This window comes from Kosakonia pseudosacchari (assembly GCF_900184035.1).
GTDB classification, from domain to species: Bacteria; Pseudomonadota; Gammaproteobacteria; order Enterobacterales; family Enterobacteriaceae; genus Kosakonia; species Kosakonia pseudosacchari.
Map to the genome: position 1 here is coordinate 24,873 of NZ_FXWP01000026.1, position 26,167 is coordinate 51,039.

Here is a 26,167-nt window from a genome sequence, read left to right on the forward strand (position 1 = left end):
GATTTCGCCCCAGAGGGGCGTACTAAAAACCCTACAATTAGTCCCTGCCTGTTCTGAACGATTTAACTCCAAGGATAATAAGGCAAAGCCAAAATCTCTTGCTGACCACCTCCATAGGAGGTGGTGTTCATGCAAGGATAAAAAAAGCCCGGTAATTTACCGGGCTTTTTGCTCTCATCCGCACACGGGAGGAATTACTCAAACAAGTTGTGATGCAGTTTTTGCACCACCTGCTCGGCCTCTTTTCCCGGTACCAGGAAGCAGAGGTTATGGCTGGATGCGCCATAACAAATCATGCGGATATTAAACGGGTCCAGCACGCCAAACACCTCTTTACCCACGCCACAGGCTTTCGACAAATCGTTGCCGATAATCGCCACCAGCGCTAAATCTTCTTCCACTTCCACCCGGCACAGAGAAGAAAGCTCGGTCAGCAGCGCCTGGGTTAATAAGGTGTCGCCGGTTGACGTTGAACCGGTGGTGTCCAGCGTCAGCGCCACGCTCACTTCTGAGGTGGTGATCAAATCAACCGAGATATTGTGACGCGCCAGGATGCCAAACACTTCCGCAAGAAAACCGCGTGAGTGCAGCATATTCAGGCTGTGCAGCGTGAGCAGGGTCTGCTTGCGGCGCAGCGCCAGTGCGCGGAACAGCGGTGGATTACTGGTGTTGTTGCACACCAGTGTGCCACCGGCTTTCGGATCTCTGCTTGAACCGACAAAAACCGGAATGTCGCTGCGTACGGCGGGCAACAGCGTGGCGGGGTGCAGCACTTTCGCACCGAATGTCGCCATCTCTGCCGCTTCTTCAAAGGCTATCTCATCAATGCGTTTCGCGGCGGGCACTACGCGCGGGTCGGTGGTGTAAATGCCCGGTACATCGGTCCAGATATCCACGCGTGAGGCGTGCAGTGCTTCACCTAACAGCGCGGCGGTATAATCGCTGCCGCCGCGGCCAAGCGTGGTGGTACGGCCTTTGGCTTCGCTACCGATAAAGCCCTGGGTGATCACCAGCCCTTCATTCAGGCGCGGCGCGAGTTGCTGCCCGGCAAGTTCCGCCAGGGCGGCGACATCCGGCTCAGCGCGACCAAACCGGTCGCTGGTGCGCATCACTTTGCGCACATCAAACCACTGCGCCTGTACGCTGCGTTCGCGCAGCACTTCGACAAACAGCAGCGTCGACATCAGTTCGCCGTGGCTGACTAATTCGTCGGTCAGCGCGGTGGATGTCGCCAGCGATGCGGCTTCGGCAAGCGTGGTGATATTTTCCAGCAGGCGCTCAATCTCTTCGCGGATAACCGCCGGGTTCGCCAGGCGTTCCAGAATATCGAACTGAATTTTGCGGATAGCGTCGAGCTTGACGAAACGCTCGCTGGCTTCCAGCCCTTCGGCCAGCGCCACCAGCAGATTGGTTACGCCTGCGGAAGCGGAAAGTACCACCAGACGAACGCTGGTGTCGGAAAGCACCACGTCCGCACTGCGGTTCATGGCATCAAAATCGGCAACGCTGGTGCCGCCAAATTTGGCGACAACGAAACTAGTCATAACAACCTCGTGTCAGGGGATTCTCTATTCAGCCATGGCACAAGGAAAGAGCGAAAAACGGGGTGGGCGCAGAGCGATAAACAGCTACGATTTCCCCAGAAGTGCTCCACCTTGTCTGCCCGCTTTCCGTAACGTCTGCGGACATGAAACGTTCGACTGCGAACGCTTCTGGTGACAACCCAGGGGATTCAGCCCCTGTAGCCGATAACGCACGCTGCCAGGCGTTTTGTTATCTCGGCGTTACTCCCCCTCAGGTGTTTTCATCAGCCTGGCGCTTCGAACACCGTGTGCCTGGGTAACGCGCCTCTTCTGGCATTTTTACCTTCGCCTTTCACGCCGCAGCGGCGTTAGCCGCCTTCACTTACCCCGGTCACTTGACTTTTGTAAGCTCCCGGGGATGCGCTAACGCGAAAAGTTCTGGTAATGCAAACCCGCGCATGCGCGGGTTGTGCGTTTATAAATAAAGGGTTAGCAGGCATGCTGTCAACGCCGGGATTATGCGGATTTTTCATGCTGCATGGGGCGTCAGTAAAATGACTTATGTTGTGCTCAAATTCGGCGATTTTTGGTCGTTATTCGCCCGCGTGTACGGCGAGCCGGCACAAAAACCATCACAATTTTCCCCGGCAGGCGCTACAATCGACGGCAGTCACAATTCTCAAATCAGAAGAGTATTGCTATGAAAAACATCAATCCAACGCAGACATCTGCCTGGCAGGCATTACAGAAACACTACGCTGACATGAAGGACGTCACCATCGCGGAACTGTTCGCGAAAGAGGGCGACCGCTTTAGCAAATTTTCCGCAACCTTTGATGACCTGATGCTGGTGGATTTCTCCAAAAACCGCATCACGCAAGAGACGCTGGACAAGCTGCTGGCACTGGCCAAAGAGACCGATCTGGCGGGTGCGATCAAATCCATGTTCTCCGGTGAGAAAATCAACCGCACCGAAGATCGCGCCGTGCTGCATGTCGCGCTGCGTAACCGTAGCAATACGCCGATTGTGGTAGATGGCAAAGATGTGATGCCGGAAGTGAACGCGGTGCTGGAGAAGATGAAAGCCTTCTCTGAAGCGATCATTTCAGGTAGCTGGAAAGGTTACACCGGCAAACCGATCACCGACGTGGTGAACATCGGTATCGGCGGTTCCGACCTCGGCCCGTTCATGGTGACCGAAGCGCTGCGTCCGTACAAAAACCATCTGAACATGCATTTCGTCTCCAACGTCGATGGTACGCACATCGCCGAAGTGCTGAAAAAAGTGAACCCGGAAACCACGCTGTTCCTCGTGGCGTCTAAAACCTTCACCACCCAGGAAACCATGACCAACGCCCACAGCGCGCGCGACTGGTTCCTGAAAACCGCCGGTGACAACAAACACGTAGCGAAACACTTCGCGGCGCTCTCCACCAACGCGAAAGCGGTTGGCGAGTTTGGCATCGACACCGCTAACATGTTTGAATTCTGGGATTGGGTCGGTGGTCGCTACTCTCTGTGGTCGGCGATTGGTCTGTCTATCATCCTCTCCGTGGGTTACGACAACTTTGTTGAACTGCTCTCCGGCGCGCACGCGATGGACAAGCACTTCTCCACCACTGAGCTTGATAAAAACCTGCCGGTGCTGCTGGCGCTGATTGGTATCTGGTACAACAACTTCTTCGGCGCTGAAACCGAAGCGATTCTGCCGTACGACCAGTACATGCACCGTTTTGCCGCTTACTTCCAGCAAGGCAACATGGAGTCCAACGGTAAATACGTTGACCGTAACGGCAACGCGGTGGATTACCAGACTGGGCCGATCATCTGGGGTGAGCCGGGCACCAATGGTCAGCACGCGTTCTATCAGCTGATTCACCAGGGCACCAAAATGGTTCCGTGTGATTTCATCGCGCCGGCTATTACCCATAACGCGCTTTCCGATCATCACCAGAAACTGCTGTCCAACTTCTTTGCGCAGACCGAAGCGCTGGCGTTCGGTAAATCCCGCGAGGTGGTTGAGCAGGAATATCGCGATCAGGGTAAAGATCCGGCAACGCTCAATCACGTCGTGCCGTTCAAAGTGTTTGAAGGCAACCGCCCGACTAACTCTATTCTGCTGCGTGAAATCACCCCGTTTAGCCTGGGTGCGCTGATTGCGCTGTACGAGCACAAAATCTTCACCCAGGGGGCAATCCTCAATATCTTCACTTTCGATCAGTGGGGTGTGGAGCTGGGTAAACAACTGGCGAACCGCATTCTGCCTGAGCTGGGCGATGACAAATCCATCTCCAGCCACGACAGTTCAACCAATGGTCTGATCAACCGCTACAAATCCTGGCGCGGTTAAGCCACATAAGCGTCGCTTCGGCGGCGCTTTTTTTTACCGATTATATTTATCCCTGCATGGTTATATTGTGCGAGGATTTCGCCCGATATATATAAGCAATTCCGATATCGATATTTTAAAGCTAAATTATGGGGATTATTCCTGGCGTGTCGTTTGTATATTGATGATCAGGTTTATCTGAAAAAGGGAGCAAGCCTGCCAGCCATAGCTATAAATTTTAGGACTAGCCTTATTGTGTCAATATTTTGTCATTATTTAACTGATTGAAAGTTTTGCTATTTTATTTTTTGCTCTTCTTTTTTTAAATGCCCGATACCAATTTTCCGAAAACGTTCCCCGCTATTTCCCGATGCGTAAACCCTCTGCTGTAGTTGTGTATACTCGATATCGCCTGAATTCTTTCAGGTAAATCTCCATTCATTCAATGAAGGGAAATTGATATGAAAAAAGTCCTGTATGGCATTTTTGCCATATCCGCGCTTGCGGCGACTTCTGCTTTTGCGGCACCGGTGCAAATCGGTGAAGCGGCAGGGTCGGCAGCGACCTCTGTTTCTGCGGGTAGCTCCGCAGCAACGAGTGTTAGCACCGTAGGGTCCGCGGTGGGTGTCGCGCTGGCGGCAACCGGTGGCGGTGATGGCTCCAACACGGGAACCACGACCACCACGACCACAAGTACCCAGTAATAGCGGGTACATTAACTATAACCACACTTCGGTGTGGTTATTCCGCCCCTTTCGGAGAAGAGTCGTGAAGCGACCTGGTATCATCTTGATTTGCCTGCTCCTTCAGGCATGTTCAGGCCCCATCAAGGGCCTCGGGAATTCACTCTGGAATAGCGTATTTGGCACGCCGGGCGTACAGCTCACGGATGAAGAAATCCTCAATATGCCGTACGCCAGCCAGTACATGCAGCTCAACAACGGCCCACAACTGTTTGTGGTGCTCGCTTTCGCCGAAAACGGGCAGCAGAAATGGGTGACGCAGGATCAGTCCACGATCGTCACGCAAAACTATCGCATCGTGAAAACGCATCTGCCTGGCGACAACCTGCTGGATGTGAATAACCTGGCGGCGGATCCGCTGGCGAAACCGAACCAGGTTGTTGACGGCGCGAGCTGGACACGCTTAATGGGCTGGACGGAACACAAGCAGGTGCGCTACGCCACCGCCCGTTCTGTCTTCCACTGGAATGGCACCGACACGGTGAAACTGGCGAGCGACGTAACGGCCGTGCGCATTCTTGAAGAAGAGGTAACGACCGACCAGAAACGCTGGCGCAACCGCTATTGGGTGGATGATCAAGGGGTTATCCGGCAATCCGAGCAGTACCTTGGCGCGGACTGGTTCCCGGTGAAAACCACCCTGATTAAGGCGGCGAAATAATGAAAAAACGCGCTCTTCTTCCGCTGTTAGCCAGCCTTGCTTCCCCGCTGGCGTTCGCTGTCGGCACGGTGGATGTCTATATGGAAGGCGACAGCAAACCGAAAACCCTCACCAACGCCGAGTATCTGGTGGATCTGGTAGGGCAACCGCGTCTGGCGAATAGCTGGTGGCCCGGAGCGGTGGTGAGTGAACGCCAGGCGACAGTTGCCGAGCAGGCGCGCCATCAGGCACTGCTTGCGCGACTTAGCGCCCTTGCCGCCGACGAGAGTGGCGACAGCGCCGCTGCCATTAACGCGCTGCGTCAGCAGTTGCAGGCCATGAAAGTGACCGGGCGGCAAATTGTCGAACTGGATCCTGATTACCTGCGTACCCATCGCCTCGCCAACCGCCCTTTACAGGGGCAATACACCTTATGGGTTGGCTCGCAGCCAACCACCATCACCGTGGTTGGGCTTATCAGCAGCCCGGGCAAAAAAGTGTTTACACCCGAACGGGATGTGGTGAGCTATCTGGATGAGATGAGCCTGCTGAGCGGCGCGGATCGCAGCTACGCCTGGGTGGTGTACCCGAACGGCAAAACGCAAAAGGTACCGGTGGGCTACTGGAACCGACGCCACGTGGAGCCGATGCCCGGCAGCGTGATTTTTGTCGGTTTCGCACCGGGTTTGTGGAGTAACGAGTATGACGAGCTGAATGCCGACATTCTTCAGTCCCTGACGCATCGGATACCGGAATAATAATGAAAAAATCGTTTGTCATTAGCCTGTTGGCGCTGGGGATTAGCGCCGCCTGTCACGCAGAATCGTACCCGGACCCGATTGGCCCCTCGCAGTCGGACTTCGGTGGCGTCGGTCTGCTGCAAACGCCCACTGCGCGTATGGCGCCTGAAGGCGAATTGAGTTTTAACTACCGCGACAACCATCAATATCGCTACTACTCCGGCTCGGTGCAGCTCTTCCCGTGGCTGGAAACCACGCTGCGCTACACCGATGTGCGGACGCGCAAATACAGTACGGTAGAAGCCTTCTCTGGCAATCAATCCTACAAAGATAAAGCTTTCGATGTGAAACTGCGCCTGTGGCAAGAAGGTTACTGGCTGCCGGAAGTTTCCGTGGGCGCGCGCGATATTGGCGGTACGGGTCTGTTCGATGGCGAATATCTGGTGGCGAGCAAAGCCTGGGGGCCGTTTGATTTCTCGCTGGGTCTCGGTTGGGGCTACCTTGGCACCAGCGGCAACATCAAAAACCCGCTCTGCTCCTATGACGAGAAATATTGTACGCGCGATACCCGTTACAAAGCCGCTGGATCCACGGATACCAGCCAGATGTTCCGTGGCCCGACCGCGCTGTTTGGCGGGGTGGAGTACCAAACGCCATGGAACCCGCTGCGCTTAAAACTGGAGTATGAAGGAAATAACTACCAGCAGGACTTTGCCGGTAAACTGCCGCAGCGCAGCAAGGTCAACGTCGGCGCGATTTATCGCGTCACCGACTGGGCGGACATCAACCTGAGCTATGAGCGCGGGAATACCTGGATGTTCGGCTTTACCCTGCGTAACAACTTCAACAACCTGCGCCCATCCTATATCGACAACGCCCGGCCGAAATATCAGCCGCAGCCGCAAGATGCGATCCTCCAGCATTCGGTGGTGGCGAATCAGTTGACCTTACTGAAATACAACGCCGGGCTTACCGATCCGCAAATTCAGGTGAAAGGTGACACGCTGTATGTCACCGGCGAGCAGGTGAAATACCGCCACACCCAGGAAGGCGTGGAGCGCGCGAATCGCATCATCATGAATGACTTGCCGGATGGTATACGCACTATTCGCGTGACGGAAAACCGCCTCAACATGCCGGTTGTCACCACCGAGACGGATGTTGCCAGCCTGAAGCGCCACCTTGAAGGTGAACCGCTGGGGCAGGATACGGAACTGGTACAAAAACGCGAAACGCCGATCGTGCCGGACAAACCGGAGCAGGGTTGGTATATCGATAAATCCTCGTTCGATTTCCACATCGATCCGGTGCTTAACCAGTCGTTCGGCGGCCCGGAAGCTTTCTACATGTACCAGCTTGGCGTGATGGCCACCGCCGACTGGTGGTTAACAGATCACCTTCTGACCACCGGTAGTCTGTTTGGCAACCTGACCAATAACTACGACAAGTTTAACTACACCAACCCGCCGAGAGATTCGGCGCTGCCGCGTGTGCGTACCCGCGTGCGTGAATATGTGCAGAACGATGTTTACATCAACAACATGCAGGCGAACTACTTCCAGTACCTGGGCAATAACTTTTATGGCCAGGTATATGCCGGGTATCTGGAAACCATGTATGGCGGTGCGGGTGCCGAACTGCTGTGGCGTCCGGTTGATAGCCACTGGGCGTTTGGTATCGACGGCAACTATGTAAAACAGCGTGACTGGCGCAGTGCGCAGGACATGATGAAGTTCACCGATTACAGCGTGAAAACTGGCCACTTCACCGCTTACTGGACGCCGTGGTTTGCCGAAAATGTGCTGGTAAAAGCCAGCGTCGGTCAATATCTGGCGGGCGATAAAGGCGTCACGCTGGATGTGTCGAAGCACTTCGACAGCGGCATTGTTGTGGGTGCCTATGCCACCAAAACCAACGTTTCAGCCGCGCAGTACGGGGAAGGGGACTTCACCAAAGGGGTCTACATTTCGGTTCCGCTGGATCTCTTCAGCACCGGCCCGACCCGCAGCCGCGCTGGCATTGGCTGGACGCCGCTGACGCGTGACGGTGGTCAGATGCTGGGTCGTAAGTTCGAGCTTTACAACATGACCAACGATAAGACGGTCAACTTCCAGTAAACGTGTTCTCTCCCCGTTCGGGGAGAGAAATGCGGCAAGCACTGCCTTTCTTCATTGCCGACCACACTTCTCTCCCCGCCAGGGGAGAGAAATGCGGCAAGTTCTGCCTTTCTTCATTGCCAACCACACTTCTCTCCCCGTCAGGGGAGAAGTGCCGCAAGCTCTCTCTTTCTCCATCGCCAGCCATATTTCTCTCCCCATCACAGGAGAGAAAATGGCATTCACAACCGACGCAACAGCCGCGCCGGATTGCCGGCATACACCCCTTTCTCGCTGAGCGATTTGGTCACCACGCTGCCCGCGCCAATCACACAGCCATCGGCAATGGTCACCGCCAGAATGGTTGCGCCGCTGCCTATCGACACATCATTGCCAATCACAATTCTCCCCCAGCTTTCCCGGTCGGGGTTCGGTTTACCCTCGCGAAACATATCGTTGGCGAACATCACGCCATGACCGATAAAGCAGCGCTCACCAATGGTGACATATTCGCAAATAAAGCTATGCGACTGGATTTTCGAGCCTTTGCCGACCTGCGTATGCCCCTGGATTTCGACAAATGGGCCGACAAACACATCGTCCGCCAGCGTGCAGCCGTATAAATTGACGGGTTCATAAATCACCACATTTTCGCCGCAGGTGACATTGCTTACGGCGGTTTGGCGCAAAGAGGCGCTTGTCATCATCCCTCCTTAAAGCGAAAGCGGTTTGCCCAGAATATGCAGCGTACTTTGCTGCGACGCGGTACTAAATTGGGTGTCTTTAAGATGCGTGAATCCCAGCCGCTGGTAAAAACGCTGCGCGTTCGGGTTGGCGTCCAGCACTTCCAGCCAGATAAACCGCTCACCACGCTGTTGCGCCAGGCGTTCTACTTCTGCCAGCAGTTGCTCGCCGTAGCCTTTACGCGTTTCGCCCGGTAACAGATAGAGTTTATGCAGTAGCGTGCCCGCCGGGCCCTGTTCATCAACGGCGCGGTGCCAGCTAACTTTGGCGAAGCCGACAGGCGCAACATCCTCGGCGATAAACCAGTTGCCCGTTGTGCTTTGCAGGCTCTGCTGGAGCGCGGGTACGGCATACTCCTGCGTAAGAAAATCTTCCAGTTCGGCCGGTTCGCGCCACAGAGGGGCAAAATGATGGCGATAACTGGCGTAGCCCATTTCACTCAGTAACGCGGCGTCCGCGATTTCAGCCTTACGTATGGTAAGCATGCTCTTTTTGTCTCCTGCGTGGACATGTCTGTGCAACATGTCATCACGCGGTGTCACAAAATATAAGCAAATAATGTAGATCCAGATCACATTTTTGCGATATACAAAGTGTTGTTCACAGCAATGAGGTGCCGCTATGACATCGCTAACTCGTCCACGCGTTGAGTTTATTTCGACCATCTTGCAGACCGTGCTGAATCTTGGTCTGTTGAGCCTCGGTCTGATTCTGATTGTCTTTCTGGGCAAAGAGACACTGCATCTGGCGGATGTCCTGTTCGCGCCAGTGCAAACCAGCAAATATGAGCTGGTGGAAGGGCTGGTGGTTTATTTTCTCTATTTCGAATTTATCGCCCTGATTGTGAAGTACTTTCAGTCCGGGTTTCACTTCCCGTTGCGCTATTTTATTTACATTGGTATTACCGCGATTGTGCGGTTGATCATCGTCGATCACCAGTCGCCGATGGATGTGTTGATCTACTCGGCGGCGATCCTGTTGCTGGTGATCACCCTGTGGTTGTGTAACTCGCAACGGCTGAGGCGCGAATAAAAAAAAGGCGGCCTTCGAGGGCCGCCAACGACTTCACAAGTTACTCGTCATTCTTCAGTCTGCAGGGGGCGTTGGCTGCGTTCGTCCACTCCAGTCAATTACTTATGTAAGCTCCTGGGGATGATCTCACTTGCCGCCTTCCTGCAACCTGAATTATTGAGAGTTTCGGGTGATACAAGTTGAGGGTGCAGTGGCAACGCCGGTCATCTTTCGGGTGATAGCTATGTTGGCTTCCTTTACTCACCCCGGTCACTGACTTCAGTCAGCTCCCGGGGATTCGTGCAGTCGCCGCCTTGCGCTAACCCGAAACATTTAAGGCGTAATAACAACAATGAAAATTAACCTTTCACACCGCCTGCGGTCAGGCCGTTAACCAGCCAGCGCTGCGCAAGCAGGAAGACAACCGTAATTGGGATCGCGGACAGCACCGCCGCCGCGGCAAAATCGCCCCACAGGTAGTTTTGCGGGTTGAGATATTGCTGCATCCCGACCGCCAGCGTGTAACTGTTAACATCGCGCAGCAGCAGCGAGGCAACCGGTACTTCGGTAATGGCGGCGATGAATGACAGAATAAACACCACCGCCAGAATCGGCACCGACAGCGGCAGCAGCACCAGGCGGAACGCCTGCCACGGTGTTGCGCCATCCAGCGACGCCGCTTCTTCCAGCGAACCGTCGATCGTTTCGAAATAACCTTTGATCGTCCACACATGCAGCGCGATCCCGCCCATGTAAGCGAAGATCACCCCGCCGTGCGTATTCAGACCGATAAACGGCACGTACTGGCCGAGCCGGTCAAACAACGCGTACAGCGCCACCAGCGACAGCACAGCCGGGAACATCTGGAAAATAAGCATCCCTTTCAGCAATGTCGCTTTGCCGCGAAAACGCATACGGGCAAAGGCATACGCACACGTCGTGGAGAGCGCGACAATGCCGACAGCGGTGATACTGGCGATTTTTACCGAGTTCCACAGCCACAGCAGCACCGGGAACGGTGGCGGTGTGACGCGGCCATCGGCGTGTTCGACGCTAAAGCCCAGCGCGAGACGCCAGTGCTCCCACGAAATGTTTTCCGGAATCAAACTGCCGGTGGCGAAGTTACCTTCACGCAGCGAAATGGCGACCACCATCAGCAGCGGGAACATAATGGCGGCAATAAACACCAGCAATAACAAATGGGTGATAAACAGCCGCAGCTTTTGCGATTTCGCCTGCACCATAGCCATAATTTTCGTCCTCCTTAATCGAATTTCATGCGCGTAGCTTTCAGGTTGACGATAGCCAACGCACCCACCAGCAGGAAAATCAGCGTGGCGATGGCGGCGGCGAGCCCAAAGTCCTGACCACCGCCGCCTTCAAAGGCGATGCGATAGGTGTAGCTCACCAGCAGGTCGGTATAACCGGCTGGTGTGGTGGTGCCAATGCGATCCGGCCCGCCATTGGTCAGCAGTTGGATCAGCACGAAGTTGTTAAAGTTAAACGCGAAGCTGGCGATCATCAGCGGCGTTAGCGGCTTGATCAGCAGCGGAAAGGTGATGCGGAAAAAGTTTTGCAGCGGCCCGGCACCATCCATCGCCGAGGCCTCATACAGATCGTCAGGGATCGCTTTCAACAACCCCATGCACAAGATCATCATGTACGGATAACCGAGCCAGGTGTTGACGATCACGATCATCGAGCGCGCGGTTGCGGGATCGCTAAACCACGCCGGTTTAATGCCAAACAGCGCGCTCAGCATCATGTTGATCTCACCAAAGCTCTGGTTAAACAGCCCTTTGAAGATCAAAATCGAGATAAACGACGGCACCGCATACGGCAGAATCAACAGCACGCGATAAATCGCTTTGCCTTTTAGCGATTCCCACTGCACCACGCAGGCCAGCACCATGCCGACAGCAACGGTCAGCACCACGGTTAGCACCGAGAACACCACCGTCCAGATAAAGATCTCAATAAACGGTTTTTGAATGCCTTCATCGGTAAAGACACGCGTGAAGTTATCCCAGCCGATGGTCACGGTATAGCCGGGGCTGAGCTTTTCGCTGCCCCAACTGCCGTCGGCGTTAATTGCCTGGAAGTAGCCGATATCGTTGTTCGCCCGGTATTTCACGCCGCTCTGGTTGTTGGTCAGCGTACCGTCCTGTTCAAGCTGATACAGCGGGCGCGTACCGGAGAACTGGCGCAGCGAACTCATCGCCACTTTGCTGCCATCCGGCAGGAGGGCGGTGAGTTGGTTTAGCGCCTGGCGATTTTGCGTGATGATGCGCAGATTGGCGCGCTCGCCAGCGGGCAGGGCATCAGCCTCTTTTAGCGTCAGTTGCTGCTCGCCGCCGGGTTTGAACGCATCGGAAACGTAGTTTTTACCGCTGTCGCCGTCGGTCAGCGCCAGTCGCCATGCGTCACCTTCCGGGTAGAGCCCAAAGTTATATGCTTTACCTGCCTGGTAGGAACGATCAAGCAGCACCTGCTGCGCGCGCTCCTGGGTGAGCTGGTTAGTGCTGCTGTAGTTGGTAAACGCGATGGCGATGGTACAAATCAGCGGGAACAGGACAAACAGCCCCATGCCCGCCACGCCGGGATAAACATAGCGCCAGGCATAGGCTTTACGGTTGGCGAAAATATAGAGGCCCGCCGAACTAAGCACGAGCGTGGTAATGGCGAAAAGGTATTCCCCCTGGGCATACATCATAACGACAAGGTAAGCCACCAACAGGCCAACAACGGTGATGGCCGCCCATGCGAGTTGCGGGCTTTGCCACCAGTGGCGTTTTCTTCTTACATCCATGGGGATTTCCTCTCTACTCGACACCCTTCACGCTGCCGCGTTGTTGGTTGCGGTTGCGCACACTTGATGCTTACTTTTGTAAGCGCTCCGGGATACACAACGCTGCCGCCGTGATGCGCGCGAAGGATGCCGCGTATACAACATGTCCAATTCGCCTTATCCCCGTCCGGGGATAAGGCATTCACATTTTTACTTGGTAATACGACCCTGGGCGTCTTTCAGCGCGGCGTCGACGGTCTGGCGATCGCTAACGGCGTTGATAACCGCGGTACGTGTGGCGTACCAGAAGGCGGCCATCTGCGGGATGTTCGGCATGATTTCGCCGGTTTTCGCGTTATCCATGGTCGCGGCGATGCGTGGATCTTTCGCCAGTTCATCCTGGTAAGATTTCAGCGCGACCGCACCCAGCGGTTTGTCCTTGTTGACGTCTGCCAGGCCTTGATCGGTCAGCAGGTAGTTTTCGAGGAACTCTTTCGCCAGCTCTTTGTTCGGGCTGGCGGCGTTGATGCCTGCGCTCAGCACGCCAACGAACGGTTTAGAAGGCTTACCTTTAAAGGTTGGCAGCAGCGCGACGCCGTAGTTGATTTTGCTCTTATCAATGTTGGCCCATGCCCACGGCCCATTGATAGTCATCGCGGTTTCACCTTTGTTGAACGCCGCTTCCGCAATGGAGTAATCCGTGTCGGCATTCATGTGCTTGTCTTTAATCAGCTTCACGAGGAAGCCGAGACCCGCTTTCGCGCCTGCGTTGTCGACGCCGACATCTTTCACGTCATATTTGCCGTTTTCAAACTTGAAGGCGTAACCGCCATCGGCGGCAATCAGCGGCCAGGTGAAGTACGGCTCTTGCAGGTTGAACATCAGCGCGCTCTTACCTTTCGCTTTCAGTTGTTTATCCAGCGCCGGGATCTCTTCCCAGGTTTTCGGCGGGTTCGGCACGAGATCTTTGTTGTAAATCAGCGATAAGGATTCGACAGCAATCGGATAGGCAATCAGCTTACCGTTGTAGCGTACGGCGTCCCAGGTGAAGGGGAACAGCTTGTCCTGGAAGGCTTTATCCGGGGTGACTTCCGCCAGCAGACCGGATTGCGCATAGCCGCCAAAGCGATCGTGTGCCCAGAAAATAATGTCCGGGCCGTCGCCAGTCGCGGCAACCTGCGGGAATTTCTCTTCCAGCTTATCCGGGTGTTCTACGGTGACTTTAATGCCGGTGTCTTTCTCAAATTTCTTACCCACTTCGGCCAGGCCGTTATAGCCTTTGTCGCCGTTAATCCAAATGACCAGCTTACCTTCTTCGATTTTGGCGAGGGCAGAGGCGGAAAACATCATCGTCGCCACTGCGGACAAAGCGAGGATGCGTGCGCCTGTTTTGATTTTCATATATCCCGTCCTTTAGGTGATGTGCTCGTGGATACGCTCAAGGTAGTTCGACGGGATTAGTCTCCTTTTTTGACAAGCGCTTCTCATCCTCCTTAACCCTACGCCCCTGGGGCGATTTGTGTGATCTCTGTTACAGAGATTTGCATTATGTGTGTTGGCGCACATAAAAAAGCGCCGATTTTTGCAGAGCCCATCACGAAAATGCCCGCAGCCCGCCCATCCGGGGGGCAGAGCCGTTGTTCTCATCCTCCCGCCTCCTCCCCCACAAAAAACCAGGGGGGTGGAGGATTCGCCCGCTGAATCGATGCTCCATAGTCAGCCCACGTTGAATGTTTCTGTTGGTGACAGGTTGTAACGAAGGGAGAAGGGCATGGCGAGCGTACAGCTGCGTAATGTAACGAAAGCCTGGGGCGATGTGGTGGTGTCGAAAGACATCAGTCTCGACATCCACGAAGGAGAATTCGTGGTGTTTGTCGGCCCGTCAGGCTGTGGTAAGTCGACGCTGCTGCGCATGATTGCCGGGCTGGAAACTATCACCAGCGGGGATTTGCTGATTGGCGATACCCGCATGAATGAGGTTCCGCCCGCCGAACGCGGCGTTGGCATGGTGTTTCAGTCCTACGCGCTCTATCCGCATTTGTCGGTGGCGGAAAATATGTCTTTCGGCCTGAAGCTCGCGGGCGCGAAAAAAGAGATGATCAAATCGCGCGTCACGCAGGTAGCGGAAGTGTTGCAACTGGCGCATCTACTGGATCGCAAACCGAAAGCGCTCTCCGGTGGCCAGCGCCAGCGCGTGGCGATTGGTCGTACTCTGGTGGCTGAGCCCAGCGTCTTCTTGCTCGATGAACCTCTCTCCAACCTTGATGCCGCCCTGCGTGTGCAGATGCGTATTGAGATCTCCCGTCTGCACAAACGCCTTGGCCGCACGATGATTTACGTCACTCACGATCAGGTGGAAGCGATGACGCTCGCCGACAAAATTGTGGTGCTCGACGCCGGGCGCGTGGCGCAGGTGGGTAAACCGCTGGAGCTGTATCACTACCCGGCAGACCGCTTTGTCGCCGGTTTTATCGGCTCGCCGAAGATGAACTTCCTGCCGGTAAAAGTGACCGCTACCGCCATTGAACAAGTACAGGTTGAGCTGCCCAACCGCCAGCGCGTCTGGCTGCCGGTGGACAGCGCCAATGTGCCGGTCGGCGCGAATATGTCGTTGGGCATCCGCCCGGAACATCTACTGCCCAGCGACATCGCCGATGTCACGCTGGAGGGCGAAGTTCAAGTCGTCGAACAGCTTGGTCACGAAACACAAATTCATATCCAGATCCCTGCAATACGTCAGAACCTGGTCTACCGCCAGACTGACGTGGTGCTGGTAGAAGAGGGTGCCACATTCGCCATCGGCTTACCGCCGGAGCGTTGCCATCTGTTCCGTGAAGATGGCAGCGCCTGCCGCCGGTTACATAAAGAACCGGGCGTTTAAGCGTACCCCACAAAGCGTTTACACAAAGCCATTCGCATTATGTCGAGGCGGCAACTGACTGAACTTCCCGTTTCGTACCCAAGTACGCGACCGGAGTGAAAGAAGGCAGCCAATAAAGAGATAGCGCGAAGGGGGATGTGTAAAAAAAAGAAAAGCAAGCTCAGGAGATAGAACGATGATTACTCTGCGCAAACTTCCACTGGCTCTCGCCATCGCGGCAGGCGTACTGTCTGCACAGGCGGGTGCTGTTGATTTCAAAGGTTATGCCCGTTCGGGGATTGGCTGGACCGGCAGCGGCGGTGAGCAGCAATGCTTCCAGGCTACCGGTGCGGATGCCAAATACCGTCTCGGTAACGAATGCGAAACTTATGCGGAAATTAAATTAGGCCAGGAAGTCTGGAAAGAAGCGGATAAAAGCTTCTATTTCGACTCTAACATCGCCTATAAAACCGCACAACTGAACGACTGGGAAAACGACAACGTACCAGCGGTTCGCGAATTTAACGTAGTGGGTAAAAACCTGATCGACTCCCTGCCAGGCGCCAACATCTGGGCCGGTAAGCGTTTTTATCAGCGCCATGACGTACATATGATCGACTTCTACTACTGGGATATTTCCGGCCCGGGTGCAGGTATTGAAAATATTGACGTTGGCATCGGTAAACTCTCTCTGGCCGCAACGCGTTCTTCTGAGCTGGGTGGTTCTTCTGCCTTTGGCGATCGCGACTCGACCACCGGTCTGCGCACTTACAACCATGCCGTGCCGAACGATGTCTTCGATGTGCGTTTAGCGCAGTTGGCGACCAACCCGAACGGTGTGCTGGAACTGGGCGTTGACTACGGTCACACCAACATTCCTGACGACTATTACCTGGAGCCGGGCGCATCGAAAGATGGCTGGATGTTCACCGCTGAACATACCCAAAGCATGATGAAGGGTTACAACAAGTTCGTGGTTCAGTACGCTACCGACGCGATGATCTCTCAGGGTAAAGGCCAGGCTCGCGGCGGCGCTGTGGATAACGACGGTCATCTGATCCGCTTACTCGATCATGGTGCTATCAACCTCGCTGAAAAATGGGATTTGATGTACGTCGGTATGTATCAGGACACCGATCGTGATAACAAGCGCGGTAATACCTGGTACACCGTGGGTGTCCGTCCGATGTACAAATGGACGCCGATCATGAGCACCTTGATGGAAGTGGGTTACGACAACGTCAAATCCCAGCAAACGGGCGATCGCAACAGCCAGTACAAAATCACCCTGGCGCAACAGTGGCAGGCGGGCGACAGCATCTGGTCCCGTCCGGCAATCCGCGTTTTCGCTACCTACGCCAAGTGGGATGAGAAATGGGGTTACGTGAAAACGGACGCCGATGGCAACACCTCTTCCCTGGCTGCGAGCAATGGCGCCTCCACACCGTTTGGCTTTGGCACCAATAGTCGTGGTAACGACGACGAGTGGACCTTCGGTGCCCAGATGGAAATCTGGTGGTAAGGCTTAAACACCCGCTGTAATGACCAAATGAGGGGCGCAAGCCCCTCAATCTTAGGTGACGCGCGCTATTGCCTGGCCAACGCTCACCGCGCAATCAAGGTGATCATAATGAAAATGAAAAAAAGTCTCGTCGCACTCTGCTTATCCGCAGGGCTGCTGGCTGCGGCTCCCGCTGTGAGCCTGGCTGCTGTGAATATCGTGCCGCAGGATATCTCTGCTGCGCCATCTATCCCAACGTCAACGCTGCAACAACTGCACTGGACGCCGGTGTCACCTTCACAAACGCTGAGTAGTGATATTTCTGCCGCCGGGCAGACGCTGAATGCCGGCGATATTACTGGCCCGGTGATGGCCTATAGCGTTCCGGCGAATATCGGCGAGTTGAACATTACATTGACCAGCAAAGTGAACAACGAGAGCGTTTATGCGCCAAACGTGCTGGTACTTGATCAGAACTTCACACCTGCAGCATTTTTCCCGTCCAGCTTCTTTGCATACCAGGAGCCGGGCGTGATGTCGGATAACCGTTTAGAAGGCACGATGAAACTGACCCCGGCGTTGGGTCAGCAGAAACTTTATCTGCTGGTATTTACCACGCAAAAAGATCTGCAAAAAACCACGCAGATGGTGGATCCGGCTAAAGCCTATGCCAAAGGTAACGGCAACGCCGTACCGGATATTCCCGATCCGATTGCCCGCCATGGCGTGACAGGTTCACTGGCGCTGAAAGCCAGCACTTCCTCCTCTTCCAGCATATTAGTCGGCCCGCTGTTTGGCTCTTCTGGCCCGGCTTCCGTTACCGTGGGCAACACTGCCGCACCGGCTTACAACACGCAACCAGCTCCGGCCGCCGCGCCCGCTGCGGCTCCTGCGCCAGTGGCGAAAAGCGAGCCGATGCTCAACGATACAGAGAGCTACTTTAACCAGGCCATCAAACAAGCCGCTGCTAAAGGTGATATTGATAAGGCGCTGAAATTATTGAATGAAGCAGAACGCCTCGGGTCGAAATCCGCCCGTGCCACTTTTATCAGCAGTGTAAAAGGCAAGGGGTAATCTCTCCCCACAATGCTGATATTTGCAGCAACTGGTGCGTCGCCTGACGCACCTTTTTTTCCGGCGCAGATGCGCGCTGTTGCGCATCTGTTGCGCTGATGAAAACTGAATGAAGTTTCCCCGCCCCGTGCGCCGGTTCTGCGATACAATAACGCTACGTTATGTACCGGAGAGTTAGGCATGTCACACCCTGCGCTTACGCAACTGCGTGCGCTGCGCTACGTAGACGCAATCCCCGCGCTTGACCCGCAACTGCTCGAGTGGCTGCTGCTGGAAGATTCGATGACCAAACGTTTTGAGCAACAAGGCAAGACGGTCAGCGTGACGCTGATTCGGGAAGGCTTTGTGACGGAAGATGAGATCGCCGAAGAGCGCGACAGTCTGCCGAAGGAGGATCGTTACTGGTTGCGGGAAATTATTCTCTGCGCCGACGGGGAACCCTGGCTCGCCGGACGCACCGTGGTGCCGGAATCTACGCTGAGCGGCCCGGAACTGGCGCTGCAAACCCTGGGTAAAACGCCGCTTGGGCGATATCTCTTTACCTCATCTACGCTTACGCGTGACTTTATTGAAATTGGTCGTCATGAGCAGCTCTGGGGACGCCGTTCCCGTCTGCGTCTGGGCGGAAAACCGCTGATGCTGACCGAACTGTTTTTGCCTGCATCGCCGCTGTACTAAGAGGAAAAGAAAATGGAGTGGAGTCTCACGCAGAATAAGCTGTTGGCCTTTCACAGGCTTATGCGTACGGACAAACCAATTGGCGCTTTGCTGCTGCTGTGGCCAACGCTGTGGGCGCTGTGGGTGGCGACGCCGGGCGTGCCGCCGCTGTGGATTTTGCTGGTTTTTGTCGCGGGTGTCTGGCTGATGCGCGCTGCCGGTTGTGTGGTCAATGACTATGCGGATCGTAAATTTGATGGTCATGTTAAACGCACGGCGAATCGCCCGTTGCCAAGCGGCGCGGTGACGGAAAATGAAGCGCGCGTGCTGTTTGTGGTGCTGGTGCTGCTGGCCTTCGCGCTGGTGCTGACACTGAATGTGATGACCATTCTGCTCTCCGTCGCTGCGCTGGCGCTGGCGTGGGTTTACCCGTTTATGAAGCGCTATACGCATCTGCCGCAGGTGGTACTCGGCGCGGCGTTCGGCTGGTCGATTCCGATGGCTTTTGCCGCCGTGAGTGAATCTGTACCGCTGAGCTGCTGGATTATGTTCCTCGCCAATATCCTGTGGGCGGTGGCGTACGACACGCAGTATGCGATGGTTGATCGTGACGACGATGTGAAGATTGGTATCAAGTCGACGGCGATTTTGTTTGGTCGTTTCGACAAGCTGATTATCGGGATTTTGCAGGTGGCTGTGCTGGCGCTGATGGCGTCGATTGGCTGGCTGAATGGGCTGGGCTGGACGTACTACGGGACAGTGCTGATCGCCGGTGCGCTGTTTGTTTACCAGCAAAAATTGATTGCCGGTCGCGACCGGGATGCCTGTTTTAAAGCGTTTATGAACAATAACTATGTGGGGCTGGTGCTGTTTTTAGGGCTGGCGTTGAGTTACCTGCATTTGCCTTGAGTTTTTTCCCCTCTCCGGGAAGAGAGGGGACAATTTACCATCACGCTTCCGCTTGCGTCGCGCTCTCAATCGTCAGACGCACATCCGACGTTATCAAGTCCGCCAGCATCTGGTACACATTTAAGGTGCGTGCCGGATCCGCATCGCCGGTATCGCTGATATAACCTTCATCGCGCAGCGTCAGCACCAGCGTACTGAATACTGCTTTATCAAAGAACTCCGGCGCGTTAATGCCGTGCAGCACCGACAGACGCTGCGCCAGCGTGCGGCTCTCTTTTTCCAGCGTGCTGCGGTTCATCGCCGGGTTGGCGCTCAGCAGCCAGAAAGTAATGGCGTAACGCTGTAAGGTTTCACGCGCGCCTGCCGCCAGCAGTTGCAAAGTGCGGGAGTGCGCCGGATTGATGCTCAGACGATCGTCTTTCACCGTCAACAAGCCCTGGCGCAGTAGTTCTTGCGTCAGATTCTCCAGCACTTGTCCCAGCTCCTCTTTTTCCCAGCGCAGGAACAGCTCGGCTTTCAGCATCGGGTAGAGTAGCTCGACGTGGCGCAGGATCTCGCTACGGGAGATCGCACGGTGCTGGGTGACAATGGCCGCCAGCAGCGACGGCAGCATCAGCATATGCGCAATGTTGTTGCGGTAGTACGTCATCAACACCGCCTGCTCACGCGGCAGAATGATGATATCGCCGATGGTGTCTTTCTCGACTTCGAACTTATTCATCTGCAGCGCGTGATCGATAAGCTCGCTGGCGCTGGCCGAAGGTGTGGTCGAATCCGGCGAATAAGGCACGTTGCGCATCAGCTCGAGATAACAGCTTAACTGCTCGGTCAGCTGCTCACGCGTCAGTGAACGCTGGCGGGAGGCCAGCAGCGCCGTACAGCACAGGTTCATGGCGTTAGCCGCACCCGCGTTGTTGATGCGCACCATCAGGTCAGCGGCAATGGCGTTCACCGTTGGTGTTAACCACGCCGGACGGATGGATTCAATGGGATCGATGGCTTCGCGCCACTCCGGAACATGGTGGTTCAGGTAGTTCATCAGCGGGATAGGCTCGCCGAAGTTCACATAGCCCTGACCGAGGTTACGCAGCTTGCTTAAACCCCGCACCATCTGCAACAGGCTCTCTTTCTCTTTCGTCGCGCCACGCAGCTCTTTGGCGTAAGTGCCCACTTCCATCACGTGTTCATACCCGATGTAAATTGGCACCAGCGTGATTGGGCGCGTACCGCCGCGCAGCATCGCCTGGATGGTCATCGACAACGTACCGGTTTTCGGATCCAGCAAACGCCCGGTGCGCGAACGTCCGCCCTCAACGAAGTACTCCACCGAATACCCGCGGCTGAACAGCTCGCCCAGATATTCGCGGAACACGGTGGAATAGAGCTTGTTGCCTTTAAAGGTGCGGCGAATGAAGAAAGCGCCCAGCCGGCGGAAAATCGGCCCGGCGGGCCAGAAATTCAGGTTGATACCGGCAGCGATATGCGGCGGCACCAGCCCCTGGTGATAGAGCACATAGGAGAGCAGCAGGTAGTCCATATGGCTACGGTGGCAGGGCACATAGACAATTTCGTGGCCGTCATGCGCCAGCTGGCGTACGCGCTCTGCATTATGCACGTTGATGCCCTGATAGAGACGGTTCCAGGTAAAACCCAGAATGCGGTCAGTCAGGCGAATCATCTCGTAGGAGAAGTTCGCGGCAATCTCTTCCATCAGCGCGATGGCGTTTTGCTGCGCCTTATCATGGGAGATTTTTTTGCTGCGCGCTTCATCTTCAACGGCGCGGGCAATCGCTTTGGACGAGAGTAATTTGTTAAACAAATCCTGGCGAGCCGGCAGTCGTGGGCCTACCGCAGCCAGACGCTGGCGGGCAAAGTGCATACGCGCCACGCGCGCCAGTTTCTGCGCGATAATTTTATCGGTGCCGTGCTCGGTCGCCATCCGGCGCAGCGAAACCGGTGGTGAAAAACGCACAAAGCTGTCGCGGCCAAGCCAGGAAACCGCAAAGAATTTCTGGATGCCATTCAGCATGCGCAGCGGCGGGTTAATTTCGCCTTTTTCACGCCCTGGCGAACGACCAAACATCACCGACACCGGCACCATTTGCACATCCAAATCGGGATGGCTGCGATGTAAATCCAGGTAGTCGTGGAACAGCTTGATCGACTCTTCTTTCGGCGCGTAATAGGTGAACACGCGCGGGCCGCCGTGGATAAACACGAAACGCGGCAGCAACGCGCCGTCGATTTCCAGCGGTTCCAGGGGATCGGGCAGCTCATGCGCCAGACACTGCGCGCGTAAAGTCAGTAAATCTGCCTTTGAGTTATAAGGCAGCACGTACATGATGGGGCGTGATGTATCGAGACCCAGTTCCTGTGCAGGTTCTGCGGGGATCGATTTACTTTTTACCAGCACGCTTAATGGTAAATTCAGTAATTTGTAGTAAATTCGTGGCCAGCCGGACATAAAGGATGTAAAGCCTCTGGTTAATAGTGCCATTGCGCCGCAAGAATATCAGAAAGCGCACATAATTTCTGTTGTACCGCTGCGCGCTTGCTGAGACATTGACGCCAATTTAATAAAAAGGTTCTTTAAATGGCTAATAATACCACCGGTTTCACCCGGATCATTAAAGCCGCTGGATATTCCTGGAAAGGCGTTCGCGCCGCCTGGATTAATGAAGCGGCATTTCGTCAGGAATCCGTTGCGGTTATCCTGGCAATTATAATCGCTTGCTGGCTCGATATTGACACAATGACGCGCGTACTGCTGATTGGTTCTGTGACGCTGGTGATGATTGTCGAAATTCTGAACAGCGCCATCGAAGCTGTGGTAGACCGTATTGGTTCGGAATTCCATGAACTTTCCGGGCGGGCGAAGGATATGGGGTCGGCGGCGGTGCTGATGTCCATCCTGCTGGCGCTATTTACCTGGATCGCATTACTCTGGTCACATTTTGGATAACGCTTCCAGAATTCGATAACGCCCTGGTTTTTTGCTTAAATTTGGTTCCAAAATCGCCTTTAGCTGTATATACTCACAGCATAACTGTATATACACCCAGGGGGCGGGATGAAAGCATTAACGGCCAGGCAGCAAGAGGTGTTCGATCTTATTCGCGATCGCATCACTCAAACCGGTATGCCACCAACGCGTGCGGAAATCGCACAGCAATTGGGGTTCCGTTCCCCAAATGCGGCGGAAGAACACCTCAAAGCGCTGGCGCGCAAAGGGGTTATCGAAATCGTTTCGGGCGCATCACGCGGCCTTCGCCTGCTGCTTGAAGAAGAAGAGGACGATATTGGCTTACCGCTGATTGGTCGCGTCGCTGCGGGTGAGCCGCTGCTGGCGCAGCAGCATATCGAAGGTCATTACCAAGTCGATCCGAGCCTCTTTAAACCTCATGCAGATTTCCTGTTGCGCGTTAGCGGCATGTCGATGCGTGACATTGGCATTATGGATGGCGATCTGCTGGCGGTGCACAAAACGCAGGATGTGCGTAACGGCCAGGTTGTTGTTGCGCGTATTGAAGACGAAGTAACGGTCAAGCGTTTGAAAAAACAGGGTAACACCGTCGAACTGTTGCCGGAAAACAGCGAGTTCTCTCCGATCGTCGTCGATCTGCGCGATCAAAACTTCACCATCGAAGGGTTAGCGGTCGGTGTCATTCGTAATGGCGCGTGGCTGTAACGCACATTCGTTCTGCTGCGGGGCTGATTCAGGTTCCGCAGCGATCTCTTCTTTTCCCTCACTCACTTTTACATGCATACCATGCCACTGCTAACCGCGTCCGATAAAGCGCTCTGGCGACTTGCGCTGCCGATGATCTTCTCGAATATCACCGTCCCATTGCTGGGTCTGGTGGATACGGCTGTGGTGGGGCATCTGGATAGCCCGGTTTACCTGGGCGGTGTGGCGATTGGCGCAACGGCGACCAGTTTCCTCTTTATGCTGCTGCTCTTTTTGCGTATGAGCACCACCGGCCTGACAGCTCAGGCATTCGGCGCGAAAAATGCGCCCGCGCTGGCGCGTGCGTTAGTCCAGCCTTTACTGCTGGCGCTTGGAGCCGGTGTGTTGATTGCGCTGCTGCGCACGCCGCTTATCGACCTGGCGCTGCATATCACCGGCGGTAGCGAGGCGGTACTGGAACAGGCGCGGCGGTTCCTTGATATTCGCTGGTTGAGTGCACCCGCTTCGCTGGGCAATCTGGTATTGCTCGGTTGGCTGCTCGGCGTACAGTATGCGCGCGCACCGGTGATATTGCTGGTGGTAGGGAATCTGCTCAATATCGTGCTCGATCTGTGGTTGGTCATGGGGCTGCATATGAATGTGCAAGGCGCGGCACTTGCCACGGTCATCGCGGAATATGCCACTTTCGCCATTGGCTTATGGATGGTGCGACACGTACTGGTGATGCGCGGCATTCCATTGCTGACGCTGAAAAATGCCTGGCGCGGCGGCGTGCGGCGTTTGCTGGCGCTGAACCGCGATATCATGTTGCGTTCGCTGCTGCTGCAACTCTGCTTTGGTTCGATAACGGTGTTTGGCGCCCGCCTCGGGGATGAGACCGTGGCGGCAAACGCGGTACTGATGATGTTTTTGACCTTTACCGCCTATGCGCTGGATGGTTTCGCGTATGCGGTTGAAGCGCATTCCGGGCAGGCTTATGGTGCCAGAGATGGCAGCCAATTGATGCATATCTGGCGGGCTGCTTGCCGGCAGGCCGGTCTGGTAGCGCTGTTCTTTGCCATTGTCTATGCACTGGCGGGTCAGCAAATTATCGCGTTGTTAACGTCGCTCCCCGCGCTACAACAGCTTGCCGGGCATTATCTGATTTGGCAGGTCATCTTACCGTTAGTGGGAGTGTGGTGTTATCTGCTGGACGGTATGTTTGTTGGTGCGACGCGTGCGGCCGAAATGCGTAACAGTATGGCGGTGGCGGCGGCCGGGTTTGCCGTTACATTACTCACTGTGCCTGTTTTGGGTAACCACGGTTTGTGGTTGTCGCTCGCGGTGTTCCTTGCTCTGCGTGGGCTGACGTTGGCGCTGATATGGCGTCGTCACTGGCGTAACAACAGTTGGTTTGCTGCCAGCGATCCTTCCTGATAGCGCTTTATTCCCTGAGTTAGCGCTCCGATTTTTGCGCCTCGTTTACGCTGTTTTTATCCTGTTAGATGGTTAAAGATTCCGAATAAAATTCATAATGCCGAATCCCTGACTACAATAATCAGTACGTTCAGCACAGCGAGAACGTCATTTTAAACCGAACGATAAGGAGTCCATGATGAATAAAGACGAAGTCGGCGGTAACTGGAAACAGTTTAAAGGCACTGTGAAAGAGAAATGGGGCAAACTCACCGATGACGATATGACGATCATTGAAGGTAAACGTGATCAGTTGGTGGGTAAAATCCAGGAACGTTACGGTTACGCGAAAGATCAGGCGGAAAAAGAAGTGACGGACTGGGAAACGCGTAATGATTACCGCTGGTAGCCAACACATCCCCTCAAATGTGTTAACCCTCTGAAGGCTACCCTGCCCGATGGTACAAGGATGTACCACCCCTGTATTTTTCCCGTCTTTTCAGCACCAGCAGTATCCCACTTAGTTGTATACCTGTTTGCATCCTCTGCCTGCGGCACACAAGTTTTGCAGTATCACTTCATCTTTCACATGCTATTTCTGGCTGCGTTAACTCACATGTGTATTTATGTTCTTGCTGAATTTGTTTGGCTAACGCCAGACTAAAACACGACGCCTGGCTGGGGCCGTGAATCGAATAACCAATAACAGCGGGACAGCGCTAGCGCGGTTTTTTCTTTAGCGGGACGCTATGGTCGTGGTGGCAGTGATCGTGATGGCGACAGGCTTCCACTTCGACGCAGGCTGCGCACAGGCCGTGGGCTTCAATAACATTATGGCGCAGGGCAAAACCCATTTTCGCCGCCAGTGCATGCATAATATCTTCCACACCTTCGGCCTGCTCTTCTTTCACCGAACCACAGCGGTCGCAAATGAACATCGCAGAAGTATGAGTCGGCTGATCAAAAAGATGACACAGCACATAGCTGTTCGTGGACTCAACCTTGTGGACAAATCCTTGCTCCAGCAGGAAATCAAGCGCGCGATAAACGGTAGGCGGCTTTGCTTGCGGCTCGCTTTCGCGCAGCAGATCAAGCAAATCATATGCGCTGATCGCCCCTTGTTGCAGGCTCAGTAATCGCAATACTTCAAGGCGCTGGGGAGTCAGGCGCACATTGCGCTGCGCGCACAGCTTTTCAGCCTGCACTAACATCTCTTGCGAAGTGGTCTTATCCATTGGCGCTCTCTGGTCAGTGGGAATAGAAGGCCACACTTTACCATGTCCTGCCCAAAACGCCGAGATCGCCGCCCGTAAACTCCTTTTCTCGCTTTCCTTCCCGAAATGAATATCCTCTTCTATAAATAGTGAGAGTTTCCTCAATAACTATAGCGTTCATATATCCTGTACGTTCACTTGATTTAGCTTCTTTTTGGTCGTTGTTCGCAGCAATAGTGAATTCCTGTTTGTTAC

General features: G+C 54.8%; 23 protein-coding genes and 1 riboswitch. Of the genes, 15 read left to right on the forward strand and 8 right to left on the reverse strand.

Features of this window, described 5'->3' with window-relative positions; genetic code table 11:
- Window positions 1–194 precede the first annotated feature (194 nt).
- Window positions 195–1,544 (reverse strand): lysine-sensitive aspartokinase 3, encoded by a 1,350-nt coding sequence (gene lysC / locus BN2591_RS21955; RefSeq protein ID WP_017459419.1) that lies wholly within the window; start codon window positions 1,542–1,544, stop codon window positions 195–197.
- 91 nt (window positions 1,545–1,635) lie between these two features.
- Window positions 1,636–1,861, reverse strand: a riboswitch (Lysine riboswitch).
- Between the two features lie 362 nt (window positions 1,862–2,223).
- Between lysC and pgi the strand changes: the two genes are divergently transcribed.
- The 5 genes from pgi to BN2591_RS21980 all read left to right on the forward strand — a co-directional run bounded on the left by pgi (window position 2,224) and on the right by BN2591_RS21980 (window position 8,092).
- Window positions 2,224–3,873 carry a glucose-6-phosphate isomerase gene (pgi, locus tag BN2591_RS21960; protein WP_086873896.1) on the forward strand — a complete coding sequence of 550 codons (1,650 nt, stop codon included), beginning with the start codon at window positions 2,224–2,226 and terminating at the stop codon, window positions 3,871–3,873.
- Window positions 3,874–4,313: 440 nt separating this feature from the next.
- The gene (gene yjbE, locus BN2591_RS21965; protein ID WP_007372406.1) at window positions 4,314–4,556 is read left to right on the forward strand and encodes an exopolysaccharide production protein YjbE; all 243 of its coding nucleotides are present in this window, start codon (window positions 4,314–4,316) and stop codon (window positions 4,554–4,556) included.
- 64 nt (window positions 4,557–4,620) lie between these two features.
- Window positions 4,621–5,256 (forward strand): YjbF family lipoprotein, encoded by a 636-nt coding sequence (locus BN2591_RS21970; RefSeq protein ID WP_086873897.1) that lies wholly within the window; start codon window positions 4,621–4,623, stop codon window positions 5,254–5,256.
- Window positions 5,256–5,993, forward strand: coding sequence for a capsule biosynthesis GfcC family protein (locus tag BN2591_RS21975; RefSeq protein ID WP_086873898.1), 738 nt, complete (start codon window positions 5,256–5,258; stop codon window positions 5,991–5,993). Before BN2591_RS21970 ends, BN2591_RS21975 begins: the two co-directional genes overlap by 1 nt.
- A gap of 2 nt (window positions 5,994–5,995) precedes the next feature.
- A complete protein-coding gene (locus tag BN2591_RS21980; protein WP_086873899.1) occupies window positions 5,996–8,092 on the forward strand; it encodes a YjbH domain-containing protein in 2,097 nt (698 codons plus the stop codon).
- Window positions 8,093–8,313: 221 nt separating this feature from the next.
- Here the strand turns inward: BN2591_RS21980 and BN2591_RS21985 are convergent, their stop codons facing one another.
- Together BN2591_RS21985 and BN2591_RS21990 are read right to left on the reverse strand one after the other, a co-directional pair.
- A complete protein-coding gene (locus tag BN2591_RS21985) occupies window positions 8,314–8,775 on the reverse strand; it encodes an acyltransferase (protein WP_086873900.1) in 462 nt (153 codons plus the stop codon).
- 9 nt (window positions 8,776–8,784) lie between these two features.
- Complete coding sequence (locus BN2591_RS21990; RefSeq protein ID WP_086873901.1) at window positions 8,785–9,300, reverse strand: GNAT family N-acetyltransferase; 516 nt, start codon at window positions 9,298–9,300, stop codon at window positions 8,785–8,787.
- 136 nt (window positions 9,301–9,436) lie between these two features.
- On the opposite strand from BN2591_RS21990, the gene psiE reads away from it, so the two are divergent.
- Window positions 9,437–9,847 carry a phosphate-starvation-inducible protein PsiE gene (psiE, locus tag BN2591_RS21995; RefSeq protein WP_017459426.1) on the forward strand — a complete coding sequence of 137 codons (411 nt, stop codon included), beginning with the start codon at window positions 9,437–9,439 and terminating at the stop codon, window positions 9,845–9,847.
- 338 nt (window positions 9,848–10,185) lie between these two features.
- On the opposite strand, the gene malG is transcribed toward psiE, so the two are convergent.
- The 3 genes from malG to malE form a co-directional block, all read right to left on the reverse strand.
- Window positions 10,186–11,076 (reverse strand): maltose ABC transporter permease MalG, encoded by an 891-nt coding sequence (gene malG, locus BN2591_RS22000; protein ID WP_086873902.1) that lies wholly within the window; start codon window positions 11,074–11,076, stop codon window positions 10,186–10,188.
- Between the two features lie 14 nt (window positions 11,077–11,090).
- Entirely contained in the window at window positions 11,091–12,635 is a 1,545-nt protein-coding gene (gene malF / locus BN2591_RS22005; RefSeq protein WP_086873903.1) for a maltose ABC transporter permease MalF, read from the reverse strand.
- Between the two features lie 189 nt (window positions 12,636–12,824).
- Window positions 12,825–14,015: a maltose/maltodextrin ABC transporter substrate-binding protein MalE gene (malE, locus tag BN2591_RS22010; protein WP_086873904.1), complete on the reverse strand. Its 1,191-nt coding sequence runs from the start codon at window positions 14,013–14,015 to the stop codon at window positions 12,825–12,827.
- A gap of 370 nt (window positions 14,016–14,385) precedes the next feature.
- Here malE and malK point away from each other — a divergent pair, with 370 nt between their 5' ends.
- From malK to ubiA, 5 genes are all read left to right on the forward strand, one after another.
- A complete protein-coding gene (gene malK, locus BN2591_RS22020; RefSeq protein WP_086873905.1) occupies window positions 14,386–15,495 on the forward strand; it encodes a maltose/maltodextrin ABC transporter ATP-binding protein MalK in 1,110 nt (369 codons plus the stop codon).
- 175 nt (window positions 15,496–15,670) lie between these two features.
- Window positions 15,671–16,996 carry a maltoporin gene (locus BN2591_RS22025; RefSeq protein ID WP_086873906.1) on the forward strand — a complete coding sequence of 442 codons (1,326 nt, stop codon included), beginning with the start codon at window positions 15,671–15,673 and terminating at the stop codon, window positions 16,994–16,996.
- 108 nt (window positions 16,997–17,104) lie between these two features.
- On the forward strand, window positions 17,105–18,049 hold the full coding sequence (gene malM, locus BN2591_RS22030; protein WP_086873907.1) for a maltose operon protein MalM: 945 nt from the start codon (window positions 17,105–17,107) through the stop codon (window positions 18,047–18,049).
- Between the two features lie 180 nt (window positions 18,050–18,229).
- On the forward strand, window positions 18,230–18,727 hold the full coding sequence (ubiC, locus tag BN2591_RS22035; RefSeq protein WP_086873908.1) for a chorismate lyase: 498 nt from the start codon (window positions 18,230–18,232) through the stop codon (window positions 18,725–18,727).
- A 12-nt stretch (window positions 18,728–18,739) separates the two neighbouring features.
- Entirely contained in the window at window positions 18,740–19,615 is an 876-nt protein-coding gene (ubiA, locus tag BN2591_RS22040) for a 4-hydroxybenzoate octaprenyltransferase (RefSeq protein WP_086873909.1), read from the forward strand.
- Between the two features lie 40 nt (window positions 19,616–19,655).
- Here the strand turns inward: ubiA and plsB are convergent, their stop codons facing one another.
- Window positions 19,656–22,079, reverse strand: coding sequence for a glycerol-3-phosphate 1-O-acyltransferase PlsB (gene plsB / locus BN2591_RS22045; RefSeq protein ID WP_086873910.1), 2,424 nt, complete (start codon window positions 22,077–22,079; stop codon window positions 19,656–19,658).
- Window positions 22,080–22,208: 129 nt separating this feature from the next.
- On the opposite strand from plsB, the gene BN2591_RS22050 reads away from it, so the two are divergent.
- From BN2591_RS22050 to BN2591_RS22065, 4 genes are all read left to right on the forward strand, one after another.
- Window positions 22,209–22,577 (forward strand): diacylglycerol kinase, encoded by a 369-nt coding sequence (locus BN2591_RS22050; RefSeq protein WP_086873911.1) that lies wholly within the window; start codon window positions 22,209–22,211, stop codon window positions 22,575–22,577.
- Between the two features lie 108 nt (window positions 22,578–22,685).
- Entirely contained in the window at window positions 22,686–23,303 is a 618-nt protein-coding gene (gene lexA / locus BN2591_RS22055; RefSeq protein WP_017459437.1) for a transcriptional repressor LexA, read from the forward strand.
- A gap of 81 nt (window positions 23,304–23,384) precedes the next feature.
- Window positions 23,385–24,719 (forward strand): MATE family efflux transporter DinF, encoded by a 1,335-nt coding sequence (gene dinF, locus BN2591_RS22060; protein ID WP_086873982.1) that lies wholly within the window; start codon window positions 23,385–23,387, stop codon window positions 24,717–24,719.
- A 178-nt stretch (window positions 24,720–24,897) separates the two neighbouring features.
- On the forward strand, window positions 24,898–25,107 hold the full coding sequence (locus tag BN2591_RS22065; protein ID WP_007372427.1) for a CsbD family protein: 210 nt from the start codon (window positions 24,898–24,900) through the stop codon (window positions 25,105–25,107).
- A gap of 310 nt (window positions 25,108–25,417) precedes the next feature.
- Here BN2591_RS22065 and zur read toward each other — a convergent pair whose 3' ends face one another.
- Window positions 25,418–25,933: a zinc uptake transcriptional repressor Zur gene (gene zur / locus BN2591_RS22070; RefSeq protein ID WP_020456115.1), complete on the reverse strand. Its 516-nt coding sequence runs from the start codon at window positions 25,931–25,933 to the stop codon at window positions 25,418–25,420.
- Window positions 25,934–26,167: the final 234 nt, after the last annotated feature.

What these genes read in the sequence shown, in the direction of transcription:
- zur (WP_020456115.1), bottom strand. Translation starts at nt 25,933, where the DNA reads ATGGATAAGACCACTTCGCAAGAGATGTTAGTGCAGGCTGAAAAGCTG.
- plsB (WP_086873910.1), bottom strand. Translation starts at nt 22,079, where the DNA reads ATGTCCGGCTGGCCACGAATTTACTACAAATTACTGAATTTACCATTA.
- BN2591_RS21975 (WP_086873898.1), top strand. Translation starts at nt 5,256, where the DNA reads ATGAAAAAACGCGCTCTTCTTCCGCTGTTAGCCAGCCTTGCTTCCCCG.
- BN2591_RS21990 (WP_086873901.1), bottom strand. Translation starts at nt 9,300, where the DNA reads ATGCTTACCATACGTAAGGCTGAAATCGCGGACGCCGCGTTACTGAGT.
- lexA (WP_017459437.1), top strand. Translation starts at nt 22,686, where the DNA reads ATGAAAGCATTAACGGCCAGGCAGCAAGAGGTGTTCGATCTTATTCGC.
- malE (WP_086873904.1), bottom strand. Translation starts at nt 14,015, where the DNA reads ATGAAAATCAAAACAGGCGCACGCATCCTCGCTTTGTCCGCAGTGGCG.
- malF (WP_086873903.1), bottom strand. Translation starts at nt 12,635, where the DNA reads ATGGATGTAAGAAGAAAACGCCACTGGTGGCAAAGCCCGCAACTCGCA.
- malK (WP_086873905.1), top strand. Translation starts at nt 14,386, where the DNA reads ATGGCGAGCGTACAGCTGCGTAATGTAACGAAAGCCTGGGGCGATGTG.
- malG (WP_086873902.1), bottom strand. Translation starts at nt 11,076, where the DNA reads ATGGCTATGGTGCAGGCGAAATCGCAAAAGCTGCGGCTGTTTATCACC.
- BN2591_RS22065 (WP_007372427.1), top strand. Translation starts at nt 24,898, where the DNA reads ATGAATAAAGACGAAGTCGGCGGTAACTGGAAACAGTTTAAAGGCACT.
- yjbE (WP_007372406.1), top strand. Translation starts at nt 4,314, where the DNA reads ATGAAAAAAGTCCTGTATGGCATTTTTGCCATATCCGCGCTTGCGGCG.
- BN2591_RS21980 (WP_086873899.1), top strand. Translation starts at nt 5,996, where the DNA reads ATGAAAAAATCGTTTGTCATTAGCCTGTTGGCGCTGGGGATTAGCGCC.
- ubiC (WP_086873908.1), top strand. Translation starts at nt 18,230, where the DNA reads ATGTCACACCCTGCGCTTACGCAACTGCGTGCGCTGCGCTACGTAGAC.
- BN2591_RS21985 (WP_086873900.1), bottom strand. Translation starts at nt 8,775, where the DNA reads ATGACAAGCGCCTCTTTGCGCCAAACCGCCGTAAGCAATGTCACCTGC.
- pgi (WP_086873896.1), top strand. Translation starts at nt 2,224, where the DNA reads ATGAAAAACATCAATCCAACGCAGACATCTGCCTGGCAGGCATTACAG.
- malM (WP_086873907.1), top strand. Translation starts at nt 17,105, where the DNA reads ATGAAAATGAAAAAAAGTCTCGTCGCACTCTGCTTATCCGCAGGGCTG.
- ubiA (WP_086873909.1), top strand. Translation starts at nt 18,740, where the DNA reads ATGGAGTGGAGTCTCACGCAGAATAAGCTGTTGGCCTTTCACAGGCTT.
- psiE (WP_017459426.1), top strand. Translation starts at nt 9,437, where the DNA reads ATGACATCGCTAACTCGTCCACGCGTTGAGTTTATTTCGACCATCTTG.
- lysC (WP_017459419.1), bottom strand. Translation starts at nt 1,544, where the DNA reads ATGACTAGTTTCGTTGTCGCCAAATTTGGCGGCACCAGCGTTGCCGAT.
- BN2591_RS22050 (WP_086873911.1), top strand. Translation starts at nt 22,209, where the DNA reads ATGGCTAATAATACCACCGGTTTCACCCGGATCATTAAAGCCGCTGGA.
- dinF (WP_086873982.1), top strand. Translation starts at nt 23,385, where the DNA reads ATGCCACTGCTAACCGCGTCCGATAAAGCGCTCTGGCGACTTGCGCTG.
- BN2591_RS22025 (WP_086873906.1), top strand. Translation starts at nt 15,671, where the DNA reads ATGATTACTCTGCGCAAACTTCCACTGGCTCTCGCCATCGCGGCAGGC.